The organism is Glaciibacter superstes DSM 21135, from assembly GCF_000421145.1.
Classification (GTDB): Bacteria; Actinomycetota; Actinomycetes; order Actinomycetales; family Microbacteriaceae; genus Cryobacterium; species Cryobacterium superstes.
In genome coordinates this window covers 1-15,523 of the sequence record NZ_ATWH01000029.1, presented here as the reverse complement: position 1 = coordinate 15,523, position 15,523 = coordinate 1, and the positions used below count along the sequence as shown (strand labels likewise).

Here is a 15,523-nt window from a genome sequence, read left to right as displayed (position 1 = left end):
CGTGCCAGTAAATAAGCCGGTGTTTCGTGGTTTGGGCTTTATCGTTGTGTTATGGCCATTGGCGTAGGGGTTGAGGCGGCACTGCGGGCAAAGTTTGATTCACTCTTGCCGCATTTGGATGAGCGTCAACGTCGTCTGACGCTCGGCGCGGAAGCGCGGGTCCTGGGTCATGGTGGCGTCAAGCTCGTTGCCCGGGCGGCTGGGGCCAGTCCGACGACGGTGTCCAGGGGAGTGGCCGAGCTGGAGGCTGGTGAGGCTCCCTCGCCCCGGGTGCGCCAGCCCGGTGCTGGCCGTAAGCTCCAGACGGTCACAGACCCTGGGCTGGCCGAGGCGCTGCTGGGCTTGGTCGAGCCCGAAGAACGCGGGGACCCGATGTCGCCGTTGCGGTGGACGACGAAATCCACGCGGAGCGAGGCATCTGCCGCGGTTCCGAGCTCCCAGGCGACGGCCTCGAGCGTCGTGTAGATGTCCGAATCGGCGAAGAGCATCCCCCGAAATGGCGCGTCCGACTCCCCTGCCAAGCGGCGTACGTTGTCAAGGTTGCCTGCAACCTCGAGCATCCGGATGCCATGGGGAATGGTGCGCTCTCGGTTCCGAGTGCGCCAGCTGGAGTACAGGCCCGGTAGAAGCTCGATCTCATCGCGATGAAGCGCGCGGATGCGTGCCGCCGTGCTCAATCCGATTGGGCCCGTGTTGGAGTGGGCCGGCCGAGCGGTCGATGCGTTCAATATTGCTCCTTTAGCTGCGCTTCAACGGCCCCACCATGCCCGCAACCACCATCGATCAACTCGTGATGCTCGCTCCCCGATTGAGCGAGCTCCACGGTGTCGGTCAAGCCGGAGCCTGACACAGGACGGTGGATGTTCGACGATGCAATTCTGTCCGCTGCGCGCCAACTCTCGCAGTCAACTCGGTGTTCAATCGAGAAATAGGTACTATGTGCCATATTATAGGGTTCGCATACGCCGAACCAATGCGCTGAGGCCTGCGTCCGAAGTCAACGACTGAGCTGGTCGTCGCACGCGTCGGCCAAATCGGGCGTAGCAGCTGGGCGCTGACCCAACTGCCCGAACACGTGTCACGGGCTCGCGTCTGTCACCGGACCCTCGCCGTGGATGACGCCGGCAGCCGATCGCGCATCGCACGCAACCGCCGCAGCGCATCCGTCGCAAGCGATCCAGCCGGATCGCTCGACACTGCCGATTGCGTCCACACGGCACGCCCTGCGAGGAAGCCGGACGCACCGCCCGCACAGGCGGCCTGAACGGCGTCAGGAAACGCGTCGGGGGGAACACCATTGGACAGGATGACCCAGGGACAGTCGATCGCAGCCGTGATCCTCTCCGACGCAGCTGTGATCGACTGGGGATCGCGGGGATCTCCAGGAACCTCGGCCTTGTAGAGGCCGGGGCCGGCCGCCGCAAACTCGGCTGCCGCCTCGACGATCGCATCGTCTCGTTCCTCAGGGCTGGCCCAAGCGTCGCCGTCGGGTCGAACGATTCCCTCAAGCACGGCCGGAACGTTCGCACGGTGGGCCAAGTCCAGAAAGGAAGCGACCAAATCGCGCCGCTCATTGAGGTCATCGCCGCGTTTCCACAGCGCCAGAAACTTCACAGCTGACGCTCCGACCTTCTCGATCAACTCAGGTGTCACATCGGCATCCAAATCGCTCACGCTCACGGGTTTGCCGGGTTCCTGAGTAAAGTGGTCGGCAGCTAGAATCAACGGATTCGACGCAGCCCAAGCCGGGGCGGTGTCGCCCACTCCGTACAGACGATCCAACAAGATTGCACTCGCCGTCGACGCGAGAATCGATGCGGCGGTCTCTTTGAACGCACGCAGGTCCGCGTCCTCCCTACCGCCTGCAAGCAGGTCTCTCATGGATTCGCGCTGGTCGAGGGCTAGCATCGCAAATCCGCCTTCTGGGCGTTCGAGGATACTGATCGATGGCGTAGTCATTGGATCTCTCATTCGTTGGTTCACGGGCACGGCCGGTCATTTGATGGCGCCGCTGACAAGCCCGCTGACGTAGTAGCGCTGCAGGAAGATGAAGAGCAGGATGCAGGGTGCGATCGTCAGGACGACGCCAGCCTGCAGCACTCCCCAGTTGAGGGTGCCTTCCTGCCCGGTCTGAAGAATGGAAAGCGTAACCGTGAGCGGGTACAACTTCTGATTCGTCAGCAGAATCAGCGGGGCGAAGAACTCGTTCCAACCGGCGAAGAACCCGAATAGGGCGGTCGTGAGTATCCCGGGAAGCGCCATCGGCAACATCACCCGTCGCAGCGTGGCAAGAATTCCGCAGCCGTCGATCATCGCCGCTTCCTCGAGACTGCGCGGGACGGCAGTGAAGGAGATGCGCATGATGAACAGGCCGAACGGCAACTGGAATGTTCCGATGACGAGGATCACGCCTAACAGGCTGTTGGTGAGGTTCAATTGCGCGAGCACCAAGTAGAGCGGAGTGATCACGGCCTGAAAGGGAATCATGAACGTGATCAGGATCATGAAGAAGACAACATTCGCGCCGGGGAATTTCAATCGCGCAAGACCATACCCTCCGAACACCGCAAGCATGGTCGTGAAGACCATCGAGCCGACAGCGATCACAATACTGATCAAGATGCTGCGGGTGATGTCGAGAGACCCCGACGAACTCACAAGCGCAGCGTAGTTGTCGAGCGACCACGTTTCCGGAAACAAGGTGGGTGGAGCAGCTGCGGCCTCAGTCGGAGACTTGACCGATTGCAGCACGGTTGCCAACAGTGGGTAAAGAAACAACAGCGCGATCACCGAACACGCGACATACCAAAAAACACGGGGGAGGGATCGTCGCAGATCCGAGAGAGCCGAGCGCATCGGTGATCCTTAATCGTTGTCGCTGTTGCGAAGCAGGAGAAGCTGAACGGCCGAGACGATCGCGAGCACAACCAGCGCAATGAGTGACAGCGCCGATCCGTAGCCCAGGTCGAACGACACGAACGACGCTCGGTAGATCGAGAAGACCGCTGTGATGGTCGATTGGGCTGGTCCTCCGCCGGTCACGATGTAGAACTGGTCGAAGGCGAGCAGAGAATGAGACACGCCGAACACCAGGATGAGAACAATCGTCGGCCGTAGCAGCGGAAGGAATACATACAGCATCGTCTGCAGCCGCGACGCGCCATCGACCTTGGCTGCATCCTCGAGTTCAACCGGGATCGACTGCAGGCCGGCCATGAACAGCAGCATCTGCATACCGACGGCCTTCCAGGTGATCATCACGACAATGACTCCCAAAGCCCCCTGAGTGCTCGCCAGCCAGTTGGTGTTGCTGTCGACGAGACCCAGCCAAACCGCGATGTTCAGGAGCGGCCCGATACCGCTTTGCACCAGCCACACCCAGATGTAGCTGGCCGCAGCCAAGCCGATGACAACGGGCAGAAAGAAGACGGTACGGAAGATTCCGACGCCGCGGCGTTGCCTTCTCACGAGCAAGGCCAGCGTGAGGCCGATCACAAAGAGAATAGGAGTGATGATGACCGTGTACAGCGCTGTGAAGCTCGCGGCGCTGATGAACGCTTCGTCGTTGAAGGCACGAACAAAGTTGTCGATGCCCAAGAACTTGTTGGCCCCGAGAATCGGCCACCGGTGAAGCGATATCCAAACGACGAGCACAAGCGGCACGAAGAAGAACAGGCTGACCGCGATGATCGCAGGGGCCGTCATCAGCAGGCCGGCGACACTTCGGCGCCGGCGGATTGATGCCATCCCGCTTCCCCGGCTGACAGGTTTTCTAGTCAGCCGGGGAGCAGCATCGATGCGTGTCATCGTCAGCTGGACCAATCACATCGCGGGCGTGGAACAATATCTTGGGTCATGAGCCGGCTTCGATGATGGTTTTGGCCGCCTTCTGTGCCGTCTGTTGGGCATCAGCAATACTCACGTCTCCGAAGACCGATTGGTTGATCATCGTCGCCAATGGACCCTGATTGTCGCTGAAGAGCTCCGTACCGAAGATGGTCTTCGGGGTGGTGCCGATGGTCATGGCTTCCGCAAGAGTGCCGAAACGCGGGTCGAGCGGGATGTAGATCTCATCCAGCAGATCGGTGCGGACGGGCACGACACCCATCTTCGCGAGTATGGTCTGTGCCTGCTTGTCGGTGGCGAACTCAATGAACTTCCACGCGGCATCGGCGTTGCTCGATCCAGACGGAATGGCGAGATTGTCTCCGCCTGCGAAAGAGCCCGTGCCACCCTTTTCACCGGGGATCAAGGAGATATCCCACTTGAATCCGGGGTCTGTTGCGAGCAGCTGGTTGACGAAGAACGCCCCGCTCGAGATCATGCCGACCTTGCCCGAAAGGAAGGCAGGCGTGGCGTTTGCACCCGTGTCCGACGATGCGGATGCCGGGATTGTGCCAGCATCCCACAGGCCCTTGTAGAGGTTGAGGAATGCGGTGACTTCTGGCGAGTCGAAGTGCGCCTTGCCGTCATCCGAGAGAAGAGTGCCGTCGCTTGCCCAGATGAACGGAACCGATCCGAAATGGTTGGAACCACCGGACGCACCCGCGAACACGTACCCGAATGTCTCCGGGTCCAGCGCGCTCACGGCCTGAGCGCTTGCGCTGAACTCGGCAAAGTTTGTCGGAGCGGCTGCGGCGTCGAGACCTGCCGCTTCAAACAGGTCAAGGTTGCGGAAGAGCACGGATGCCTCCGCGCTGAACGGCACTCCGTAGACCTGGCCATCGTATTCGGCGACGTTCATGTGGCTCGGGGCCATGTCCTTGAAGTATGAGAGCTTTTCGGTTCGCTTCGTCAGGTCCATCAGGGCCCCCACCGAGGAGAAGTATTGCATTCTCGAGACGTCCAGGGACGTGAGGTCAGGTGCATCGCCGCTCGCGGAGGCTGCACCGAACTTCTGCACGAATTGATCGTTCGGCACGATCGTCAGCTCGACCTTGACGCCTTTCTGCGAACTGTTGAAGGCCTTGACGATGTCTTCGATGTAGCCTTTCGTCGAATCGCGACTCCACATCGAGATCGTCTCTGTCTTACCGTCGTCATTGGCCGGCGCGGCCGAAGTACAACCCACGAGGGCGAACGTCGCCGCGGCGGCCACAACAAATGCGACTATTTTTGGTCTTTTCATGCTCGATCTCCTACGTCATTGTTAGGGGCAGAAACTGCATTACACGGAATGGAACAGGGATACTAAGAATCTTGAATCGACGGCAACCACACACGCATGCCTCGACCGTCGCGGTTGTCCCACAGGAAGTACGGCACGGCGGTAGCAACAACGGGAGTTCCCCGCGACACCGTGCGCGTAGCGATGTCAAAATATGGCGAACCTTCCCGTTCTTCAGGCGTCACATGCTCCGCGTCGACCTCGAGGATCACGGTTGAGCCGATGATCGGGAACGACGGTTCGTGCCGCACCCGAACTGCCCCACCCGACGGAATGCGCAGATCGGCGACGTCGACCCCGTCTGGCTGATCGACATCTTCGAAGCAGTACACGAGCGGACCACGCTGGAACGCAACGGTGCCGCGCAGAGCATCGATGCGCTCGTCCGCCACAAGCACACGAGTTGTCAGCTCAAAGTCGACAACCAGGTTTTGGCCAGCTTGCCACTCGGCGGTCACGCTCAGATACCCGCTATCGTCGATGGATGCCTCAATCGGCCCTCCGTCGACGGTGACGATTCCGGTGGGTGCCCAGGAGGGCTGCCGAATCGCAATCGTCCTCAGCCCAGAGGGCGCCTGGTCGATTGCGATCGAGACGGCACCGCTCCAGGGGTACTCGGTCTCGACCCGCACCGCGAATCGACCATCGACATCGACATCGACTGTTGCGGGGATCAATTGGTGCAGGAACAGCGTGTCCGGCGTCGTCGTGACCACGTAACCGCTGAGCGATGAGAGAAGTCGGGTGATATTCGGAGGGCAGCACGGGCACTCGAACCAGGTGTGTCGTCTACCGGCGTCGTCGCTCTCGAAGTGGTCGGCGCGGCGCTGCAGCGGATTCACGTAGAAGAAGTGGCGCCCATCCAGTGATGTCGATGCCGCAATGACGTTGTAGAGGCTGCGTTCGATGAATTCCGCGAAACGCGCCTGGCCGGTTGCCATGAGCAGTCGCCAGTTCCACAGAATCGCAGCATACGACGCGCACGTCTCCGCGTATGCCCGGTCGGAGGGCAGCTCCCAAGCGTCCCCGAATGCCTCCTCCGCATGCCGTGAACCTAGGCCACCGGTGAGGTAGGTCTTGGTCGCGAGCATGTCCTCCCATCGCACAATCGAGGCGGCGAGTAGCCGTTCGTCACCACGTTCGAAGTAGAGGTCGAGCACACCGGTCTCGAGATACATCGCGCGCACCGCGTGCCCTACCTCGGTGGTGGCGTCGAAGACAGTTTCATGGTCCTGGAAGTAGCGTCGACGCCCATTCGGGTCTACGCGCCCGGTCCCCCGCCCCAGGAGGAACTGGCTGGCAAGGTCGAGATATTTCTGTTCTCCCGTGTGGCGATAGAACTCGATGAAAGAGAACTCCGCGCCCTCGTGGCCGTCAATTTCCGGACGCGCATCCAAGAATTCGGCCACCACGTGATCCGCGAACTTTCGGGCGACTCCCATCAGGCGACCTGCCGAGGGCAGGCCCGTTCGCTCCGCGGCGACCGCGGCCGACATAAGGATCGCACCGCAGTAGATCTCGTGGCTGTGGCGAAGGTTGGCGTATCTGGCCTCAGGATGCAGATACTGCACGAAGGAGTTCAGGTAGCCGTCTTCGAGTTGTGCGCGTTCCAGGATGTCGACGACCTTGTCGATCCAGGCAACGAGTTCCGGGTCCCCGGTGCGGCTCCATTCCCAGACGACGGCGTCGAGGGTCTTGTGAACGGCGGCATCCATGAATACCGGTTCACGATAGTTGAACCCTGTTTCGCCCGCGGCCAGACGCAAATTGTCCAGGGCGCCGTCGTTTTCCAGTGAGTCGATGTTGCTCCGCAGGCTCTCGGTGGCATTGAGCGCCTGCCGTGCGCCCCATATCCCCCCGGTGATAGTCACCCGGCTAGGCTCGACCGGGCGCTGAACGAGCCTCTCGCTCGGGGTGGGGATGACGATCGCCGCTCTGGGGCGGTCGGATACGGGTCGCGATGCCATGTCGTCTCCTAGTAGGGCTACGTACTCGATACAATCGATTGTACGGTAGAAATCACAAAATACAAACGTTTGTATCGAGAAATCTATGAAAGTTGGCACGAGCCTGATGCATCCACACCACACAATGAAACGATGAGCCAGCCGACAAACGACCCGGTTCCGGACCCCGGTTCCGGCACACGTCGGCAACGTGTCAAGTTGAGCGATGTGGCTCGCGCGGCGGGTGTCGACTTGTCGACTGCCTCACGGCTGATTCGTAACCAGTCCGCCAACTATCGACCCGAGACCGTTGAGCGCGTCAATCGTGTCGCGAAAGAACTGGGGTATCGAACGAACCAGCAGGCTCGTGCGCTGCGGCTGGGACGCCAGCAGGCCATCGCCATGCTCGTGCCCGATCTGGACAACTTCGGATTCACTCGGGTATTGAGGGGCGCTCAGGAGGTGTGCGAGGAGCGAGGGTTCACGCTGCTCATCTCAGAAATTGATCCCTCCTCGAGCAACCAGAATTCCCGACTGGCCAGCCTAGAGGGCCGCGTCGATGGCATTCTCGTGGCGTACGGAAGCGCCAGCGACACCGGCATCACAGGTGGCCTGGACCAGCTGGGCTTGCCAACGGTTCTGGTGCAACGTGGCGCACCCGATGCCACGGCGAGCGTCCTTTTCGACGAAGAGGCCAATGCCGCGGCGATGGTCGACTACCTCGTCGGGCTGGGCCACCGATCCGTCGCGCACGTGTCCGGAGCTCTCTCCACCGACACCGGCATCCGACGCGAACGCGGCTTCAACGCCGCGCTCATTCGCCATGGCCTTGAAATCCCTGCGGATTGGCGTGCGGACGGCGCTTGGACCATCGATGGGGGACGCGCGGCAACGTTCGCGATCATGAATTCCGCATCCGGGCACCCGACTGCCCTGTCAGTCGACAGTCTTGTCGAAGGAATCGGAGCCCTCAGCGCTTTACGCGAGTTGAACGTTGCGGTTCCCGGTGAAGTCAGCGTGATCGCAATCGACGAACACCTCGTTGCCGCGCACACCTCACCGCCGCTGACGACCGTACGCCTAGACCAACGTGCCTTGGGCCGCCGGGCTGCCGAGATGCTGTTCGATCGGCTGGATGGCGCGGCTGGTCAGCGGGTGATCATCGACAGCGCTGCAGAGATCGTGCCGCGCGAGTCGACTGCGCCGCCACGAACCTAATCTCCCAGTAACGCGCTCAATTTCTCCGCGATCAGGCGAGGGGCACGAGAACGAGCCTCGACCGTACTCCCCGCAAGATGCGGGGACAGCATGACATTCGGCATCGTCCTCAGCGGATGATCGGCCGGCAGAGGCTCCACCGAAAACACATCCAGCGCGGCCGCCGACAACCGCCCGTCCGCCAGGCATTCGATTAGCGCGCCTTCGTCGACAAGCTCGGCGCGGGCAGTGTTCACCAGGACGGCACCTGGTCGCATCAGGTCCAGTTCGCGCACACCGATCATGGCACGATTATCGGGGAGCGCACGAGCGTGCAGGGTGATCACGTCTGACTGTTTCAGAAGCGCATCCAAGGAGAGTCCCATCACACTGTTGTCGCCGGATTCTGCGTAAGGATCGTAATACGCGATGTTCACATCGAATCCGCTGAGGCGCCGTGCCACTAGCCGACCGACGGCGCCGAACCCCACAATTCCGACAGTACGACCACTGAGCTCCCGATGCCCCAGAACCGGCCTGGCGGGGCGCCACCCACCTGCGCGCACCGCGTGATGATTCTCACCGACATTGCGCAAGACGCCGAGAATGAGAGCGACGCCGAGTTCGGCAACAGCATTCGCATTGCGTCCTGCATTCGCGGTGAAGGGGATGTGACGGCGACGCAATTCGTCCACATCGACGTTTTCCGTGCCGGCTCGCAGCGTTGCCACCGCTCGCAGCCGGGGCCACTGTGCCAGGGTTGCCCGCGAGAGCGGGAAAAACTGCGTGAGAACAGCGACGACGCGCTCGTTTGTCTCCGGATCTGTCGCCACCGTCGCCGGAACAGCGTCCGCACCGCCCTTCTCGATCGCCAGGTTGGCTGCAATGATGCCCTCGAGCGGCAGCTCCCAGTCGAGGACACGAACCTCGAATCGAGTGCCGAGCAGTATGCGAGCATGTTCGGCCAGCTGCGCTCCTGACATCAACGGATCACCGATCACGAGCAGAATATCAGGCACGTTAGCGTCCTTCTGGGGTCAGTGTGGAGGCGGAGCGCCTGGCGTCGAAGCCCTTTGCGACTTCCACCGCGTCTTGGTAGATCGCGAAGCGTCGTTCGAGCGGCTCGGTTTCTGCACCGGGCGCGACGTACTCAAGCCGGGGGGCGAAGGCGCGTGTGGCCTCGCTCAGTTCCGCAAACCAGCCCGCGCCGACCGCCGCGCACATGGCCGCGCCACGGGTGCCGGCGTCGTCGCCCGGCGCAAACGAGATGGGCCGACCAAACGCGTCGGCGAAGAGTTGGCGCCACCCCGCATCGTGGACAACACCACCCGCGAGATGGATGCTCTTCACCGCCAGCTCTTCCGCGATCACGTGTACGTCGTGGCGATGATTGAAGATCACGCCCTCCACGACCGCACGAGCGAGGTCGTCGACCGTATGCCAACTTCTCAGCCCGAAGAACGACGCGGAATCCGGCTGACCCGCGTTTCCGCCGAACAGGAACGGGATATACGTGGGCGGCTCGTACGGCGCCGCCACTGCGATCGCACGCTTCAGGGCTGCACGGGTGAGTTCGTCGCGATCTCCCGAGGGCGAAATGATCCGGCCCATCCACTCGACGTTCGCCGTCGATGCCCGGGACGTGCGCCGTGCGGTCCACAGCCCGGCCGTCGGACCCGAACGCGTATTCAGTGATGCCGACCGCAGCGCCAGGGGCGTGAGCATCACGTTCACACCGAAGGTGCCGACAATCACGCACAGGTGGCCGATCTGGAGCCCCACCGAACCGAGCAATGTCGCAGCGACATCATGCACGCCGGCGACAACGAGCGTCCCCTCGACCAACCCCATCTGTTCAGCTGCCGAAACGGTCAGAGCGCCACTGACGTCGCATGGCTCGATCATGGGGGGCAGCAAACGAGACACCGACTCGAGCCCGGTGACGCTGAGCGCCTCGGGGGAATACTCATGCGTGTCCGCATCCGCAAATGACGCCGACGCATCCGTTCGATCGGTGTGGATCTGACCGGTCATCCGCAGCCGCAGCCAGTCTTTCGCACTCAGCAGCCAGCTCGCGTCGCGAAGCGCATCGGGATCGGTATCGAGCAACCATCGCAGCAGCGGAGCCGGCGATCCCGGAAACGGAATCTGACCGGTCAGTGCGCGCAGGGTATCCAGGGTGCCGTCAGCGGCCCACCGCTCGACCACGCCGGTTGCGCGGGTGTCGGAGGAGAGGATCGCCGCGCCGAGTGCTTCGCCAGCCTGGTCGACCAACTGAACACCATCGCCTTGCCCGGCGAGACCGATCGCGCTGATCCGCCGTGCATCGATTGATGACGCTCGCACGGTGCTCCGCACCGCCTCGGCAACGGCGTCCCAGTGCCGGTCTGGATTGCGCTCGACTCGCCCGGCCCCGACCTCGGCCCGCGGGGTCGGGGCCGATCCGCGAGAAACCACCCGCCCGTTCGGGTCGAAAACCGACACCTTGACGGCGGTGCTCCCGCTGTCAATGCCGAGGACGTATGAGGTCACGACCCCGGGCGCGCTTCAGTCGGCACGGATGCATACTCCTCGGGAGTGAGCACGAGGTCGCCCGCGGAGATCCAGTCGTCGACCTGGCGGGGATCACGCGCTCCCACGATGGCCGCCGTCACACCGGGGAACCCCAGCGTCCAGGCGACAGCCACGGCGGACACGGTTGTGCCGCGTCTGCTGGCAATCTCGCCCATCGCATCGGCGACGGCGAGGTTCGCGTCGAGCTGATCGGTAAACAGAGGGCTGTGACGTCGCCAGTCGTTCTCCGGGAGGGCAGCTACCCGAGCGCGGGAGAAGGCCCCTGTCAGCAGTCCCGACCCCATCGGGCTGTACACGACCACCGCGGTGTCGTGGGCGACACTCCACGGCAACAGGTCGCGCGCCGCACTCGGGACCACCGCCGAGAACGGGGGCTGAATCACATCAATGTGCCCGATCGCCTCTGCCTTGTCGAGGTCCTCCACGGTGTGATTCGACAGCCCGATCGCACGAAGTTTTCCCTCAGCCCGAAGCGAGACCAGGGTCTGCCAATATTCTTCGACGGCCTCAGCGGTCGCCGGCCAGTGCATGAAGTAGACGTCGATGGCATCGACTCCCAATCGGCGTAGGGACGCGTCGACCTGACTACGGAGGGTCGTCTCATCGCCCATTCTGCGCGATGGCGCCGTGCGGTCCGACTCGTCCCACACCATTCCTCCCTTGGTGAACACGCGGGGGCGGTCGGCGTCCGAATACGGTGCGAGCGCTTCGGCGACGACCTCTTCAGCGTGCCCCAGGCCATACACGGCAGCGGTGTCGATCCAGTTAACGCCGCACTCGACAGCGTGGCGAATTGTGCTCACCGATGACGAGTCGTCCTGCGCACCCCAGGCTGAAACCCATTCGCCGCCACCCATCGCCCAGGAGCCGAGGCCGACGCGTGTCGGCTCGAACCCGAGGGCTCCGATGTGAGGTGTGTTGAGCGAGGTCATGACTTCCTTTCCTGCGTCATCAGCCTTTGATGACAACTAGCTTCATGTCGACGAGCTCGGCGACGGCATAGCGCACACCTTCGCGACCTTGTCCAGAATCCTTGACCCCGCCGTACGGCATGTGATCCGCACGGAACGACGGTGGCATGTTGACTAGCACGCTGCCTGAACGAATTCGGCCCGCGAAATCAAGCGCCGCGGCGATCTCGCGAGTGTAAATCGAGGTGTTCAAGCCGTACTGGCTGTCGTTGATCCGGGATACCGCATCGTCGCGATCGGTGACTGTTGCTGCCGCGACGACCGGGCCGAACAGCTCGTCGCGCATCACGCGATCGTCATCTGAAACGTCCGCCAGAAGTGTCGGAGCAACCACCGAACCCGTACGAGCACCGGCAACAAGAAGCCGGGCACCGGCCCCGACCGCTGCGTCGATCAGCTCGCCGACCCTCACGGCCGCTTCATCGATGACCAGAGGCCCAACGATGGTGGATTCATCCAAGGGATCGCCGAAGGGAATGCCGCTTACCTTGACGCTCAACCGTGCAAGGAAGTCCTCCGCGATTGCGACATCCAGATAGAGACGCTGAAGCGAAATACACGCTTGGCCAGAGTTGGCGAATCCGGCGACGACTGCATCGTCGACGGCACGGTCAAGATCTGCATCAGCACATACGTACATGGCGCTGTTCGACCCGAGCTCGAGGATGTGCATCTTTCGTGGTGAGCGCGCCTTCAGCTGCCAGCCGATTTTTGCGGAGCCCGTGAAATTGATCACCGCGACACGATCGTCATCCAACCAGGAATCAACGATGGGTTCCGCCGGTCCGTGCACCAGGTTCAGCCAGCCCGCGGGAAGGCCTGCGCTCTCAAACGCCTCGACGAGCAGAATGGCCGCGAGGGGTGCCTTGTCAGATGGTTTGAGGACGACGGGACATCCCGCCGCAAGCGCCGGGCCGACCTTATGGGCAACCAGGTTCAGGGGAAAGTTGAACGGAGTGATCGCCGCGACGACTCCTCGCGCCGTAGGGATGGTGACGGCTAGCGTTCCCTCCCCCGCATCGACAGCGTCGAGGGGCACCCGCTCTCCGGGAAGCCGCCGGGCTTCCTCGCCCGCGTAGGCCAGGGTTCCCGCAGCTCGTGCAACTTCGACTCGGGCAGCGCTGATCGGCTTGCCCGTCTCGCGCTGAATCGCCTCAGCGAATTCGTCGGAACGCTCTGTGATCGCGGCGGCGACCCTGGCGAGAATCCGAGATCGATCGGCCACCGACAATCCGGTGCTGAACGCCCCTGCCGCCGCGTCTACGGCGAGCCGCGCTTCCTGCGCTCCGGAGAGTTGAAGCTCGGAGAGCGTATCTCCATTCCAACGATCGGTGCGCATATCGAGCACGCCGGTCTCGCGCCACTCCCCGTCGATATACAGCCCGCGGATCGGTGATGGCTCCGTCATGTGTATCCCTCGTCGTCCCGATCGAACGAGCCCCGATGGCCAATACAATCGTTTGTATTGATCATAGTGAGGCCACGGTGGATTGGCCAAACACCTCGTGGTCCTTTCTTAAGAGTTCGGTGAGGTTGCTCCGCAACCGGGGTCGTGCACGGCGAGGAGTTCGTGCTGAGACGCTGCCAGTGGATACGGTGCGGCGCTGGCGGATCCCGGCAATCACCTCGGCCAGAAGACCCTGTCGGTTCCGTCCGACGCAGTGACGTGCAACTCTGGGTGTCAGAACTCAGCCATGGGGGCGTGGACACGAAGCCTAAGTCGCCAGCATTGGTGCACCGGGCTTACGGCATCCTCGCCGCGGTCCTCGATGTCGCTGTTCGGGATCGTCGCATCCCCTCGAATCTGGCTCGCGGTGTTGGACTCCCACGAAAAGTATCGCGCCAGCATCGGTATCTAACGCACGATGAGCTTGGGCGCTTGGCCGAGTCAAGTGGACAGCACGAGCTTTTGATGCTGTTCCTCGGATGCACCGGACTGCGATGGGGAGAGGCCACCGCATTGCGCATCCGAAACGTGGACTTCGACCGCAACAGAGTGAATGTGGTGGAAAACGCAGTCCTGGTTTCCGGCGAGGTCATTGTCGCGACGCCCAAGGCTCACAAGCGCCGAGCCGTCCCTCATAGCCCTTTCCTGACGTTCTCCCTTCGCGACGCGATCCAGAGTCGGCAACCAGATGACTTTCTTTTCCCGGATCGGCTTGGCGCGCATCAGACCACGCCAACAATCCGAGCCAATTCATGGCTCAACCGCGCTCTCGGCTCGGCCGGACTTCCACCGATGACCATCCACGACCTCCGACACACAACGGCCAGCCTTGCAATTTCAGCTGGCGTCATCGTCAAGTCTGTTCAGAAAATGCTTGGACACGCGTCCGCCACCATGACCCTGGACATCTACGCCAACCTATTCGACGACGATCTGAATGATGTCGCGAAGCGGCTCAACGAGGTTATTGTGATGTGTGGGGTTTGAGGGTGTAGTTCCAGTCGCCGTGGAAGTCGTGGCGGGTGATGGGGAGGGCTGCCATCTGGTTGTCGCTGATCTTGATCCCGGTGGGATAGACGCTGTCGTGGACTTTCAGGCCGGTCCGGGTTGTGGTGGCGCCGATCAGATCGAGGATGACTTGGTGGCTGGTGAGGGGTCTGCCGCGCCAGCTCATGGAGATGTGGCTGAAGAGTCGGTGCTCGATCTTGTTCCATTTGCTGGTGCCTGGCGGGAGGTGGCAGACCGTGATCGCTAAACCGGTTTCTTCGGCCAGTGCGGCGAGCTGGGTTTTCCACGCACGGAGTCGGTAACCGTTTGAGCCACCCCCGTCGGCGCAGATCAACAGTCGGTCGACTCCGGGGTAGGCGTGTGAGCCAACCTGCTCGAACCAGCGGCGGATGGTCTCCACCGCGAATGCCGCGGTGTCGTGATCGGTGCCCACTGACACCCAGCCGTCGTTGGCTGTGACGTCGTAAACACCGTAGGGGTTGGCCTTGCCCAGTTCCGGGTCGGCGAAGTCGTGCACGTTCACCCTGACCGGGTCCCCGGCCGGCCGCCACTGCCGCCCGCCGTTCTTATACAGACCGACGAGTTCCTTCTTCTTCGTGTCGACGCTGATCACGGGCTGGCCCGCGGCGACATGGGTGGCGCTTTGATCGTTGAGGTATCTGAACTGGGTGTCGCGGTCCTCGTGGGCGGAGCCCTCGACCTGTTTCGCGTTTGCTTGCAAGGAGAAGCCCTGATCGCGCAGCAGGTTCGCCACCGTCCACGCCGACACTGGGTGACCAGTGCTGGTGAGCTCTGTCGCCAACGCGCGCGTGGATTTCGTCGTCCACCGCAACGGCGACATCGGGTCCCCGCGTTCTTCGGGCTCGACCAAGCCCAGCAGCGCCTCGGCCAGCCCAGGGTCTGTGACCGTCTGGAGCTTACGGCCAGCACCGGGCTGGCGCACCCGGGGCGAGGGAGCCTCACCAGCCTCCAGCTCGGCCACTCCCCTGGACACCGTCGTCGGACTGGCCCCAGCCGCCCGGGCAACGAGCTTGACGCCACCATGACCCAGGACCCGCGCTTCCGCGCCGAGCGTCAGACGACGTTGACGCTCATCCAAATGCGGCAAGAGTGAATCAAACTTTGCCCGCAGTGCCGCCTCAACCCCTACGCCAATGGCCATAACACAACGATAAAGCCCAAACCACGAAACACCGGCTTATTTACTGGCACG

11 protein-coding genes and 2 pseudogenes are annotated in these 15,523 nt (G+C 62.4%); 3 read left to right on the top strand and 10 right to left on the bottom strand.

Translation table 11 applies throughout. The features are described from left to right. Positions 1-51 precede the first annotated feature (51 nt). Positions 52-420: pseudogene (locus tag K323_RS29655) on the top strand (ISAzo13 family transposase); the annotation flags it as partial. A 675-nt stretch (positions 421-1,095) separates the two neighbouring features. Here the strand turns inward: K323_RS29655 and K323_RS28270 are convergent. The 5 genes from K323_RS28270 to K323_RS0123110 all read right to left on the bottom strand — a co-directional run bounded on the left by K323_RS28270 (position 1,096) and on the right by K323_RS0123110 (position 7,038). Next, positions 1,096-1,959, bottom strand: a complete 864-nt coding sequence (locus tag K323_RS28270) for an aldolase (RefSeq protein ID WP_022887634.1) — start codon at positions 1,957-1,959, stop codon at positions 1,096-1,098. Between the two features lie 36 nt (positions 1,960-1,995). Next, positions 1,996-2,658: a carbohydrate ABC transporter permease gene (locus K323_RS0123125; RefSeq protein ID WP_245571047.1), complete on the bottom strand. Its 663-nt coding sequence runs from the start codon at positions 2,656-2,658 to the stop codon at positions 1,996-1,998. Positions 2,659-2,865: 207 nt separating this feature from the next. Then, positions 2,866-3,747: a carbohydrate ABC transporter permease gene (locus K323_RS0123120; RefSeq protein WP_033373952.1), complete on the bottom strand. Its 882-nt coding sequence runs from the start codon at positions 3,745-3,747 to the stop codon at positions 2,866-2,868. A gap of 106 nt (positions 3,748-3,853) precedes the next feature. Next, positions 3,854-5,128: an ABC transporter substrate-binding protein gene (locus K323_RS0123115; protein ID WP_026852037.1), complete on the bottom strand. Its 1,275-nt coding sequence runs from the start codon at positions 5,126-5,128 to the stop codon at positions 3,854-3,856. A gap of 62 nt (positions 5,129-5,190) precedes the next feature. Beyond that, positions 5,191-7,038 (bottom strand): glycoside hydrolase family 127 protein, encoded by a 1,848-nt coding sequence (locus tag K323_RS0123110; RefSeq protein WP_211219900.1) that lies wholly within the window; start codon positions 7,036-7,038, stop codon positions 5,191-5,193. Positions 7,039-7,266: 228 nt separating this feature from the next. Here K323_RS0123110 and K323_RS0123105 point away from each other — a divergent pair, with 228 nt between their 5' ends. Further along, entirely contained in the window at positions 7,267-8,331 is a 1,065-nt protein-coding gene (locus K323_RS0123105; protein ID WP_022887629.1) for a LacI family DNA-binding transcriptional regulator, read from the top strand. Here the strand turns inward: K323_RS0123105 and K323_RS28265 are convergent. The 4 genes from K323_RS28265 to K323_RS0123085 are packed head-to-tail and all read right to left on the bottom strand — an operon-like array spanning position 8,328 to position 13,263. Beyond that, positions 8,328-9,329 (bottom strand): NAD(P)-dependent oxidoreductase, encoded by a 1,002-nt coding sequence (locus tag K323_RS28265; protein ID WP_022887628.1) that lies wholly within the window; start codon positions 9,327-9,329, stop codon positions 8,328-8,330. The two genes, K323_RS0123105 and K323_RS28265, sit on opposite strands and share 4 nt — an antisense overlap. A gap of 1 nt (position 9,330) precedes the next feature. Beyond that, positions 9,331-10,842 (bottom strand): FGGY-family carbohydrate kinase, encoded by a 1,512-nt coding sequence (locus K323_RS0123095; protein ID WP_022887627.1) that lies wholly within the window; start codon positions 10,840-10,842, stop codon positions 9,331-9,333. Then, the gene (locus K323_RS28260) at positions 10,839-11,816 is read right to left on the bottom strand and encodes an aldo/keto reductase (RefSeq protein ID WP_022887626.1); all 978 of its coding nucleotides are present in this window, start codon (positions 11,814-11,816) and stop codon (positions 10,839-10,841) included. The genes K323_RS0123095 and K323_RS28260 overlap by 4 nt, the downstream gene beginning before the upstream one ends. Positions 11,817-11,835: 19 nt before the next feature. Beyond that, entirely contained in the window at positions 11,836-13,263 is a 1,428-nt protein-coding gene (locus K323_RS0123085; RefSeq protein ID WP_022887625.1) for an aldehyde dehydrogenase family protein, read from the bottom strand. A gap of 144 nt (positions 13,264-13,407) precedes the next feature. Here K323_RS0123085 and K323_RS30145 point away from each other — a divergent pair, with 144 nt between their 5' ends. Beyond that, entirely contained in the window at positions 13,408-14,289 is an 882-nt protein-coding gene (locus K323_RS30145) for a tyrosine-type recombinase/integrase (protein WP_022887624.1), read from the top strand. Here the strand turns inward: K323_RS30145 and K323_RS28250 are convergent. Further along, positions 14,282-15,472 (bottom strand): annotated as a pseudogene (locus tag K323_RS28250) (ISAzo13 family transposase); the annotation flags it as partial. The gene K323_RS30145 and the pseudogene K323_RS28250 overlap by 8 nt on opposite strands. Positions 15,473-15,523 lie beyond the last annotated feature (51 nt).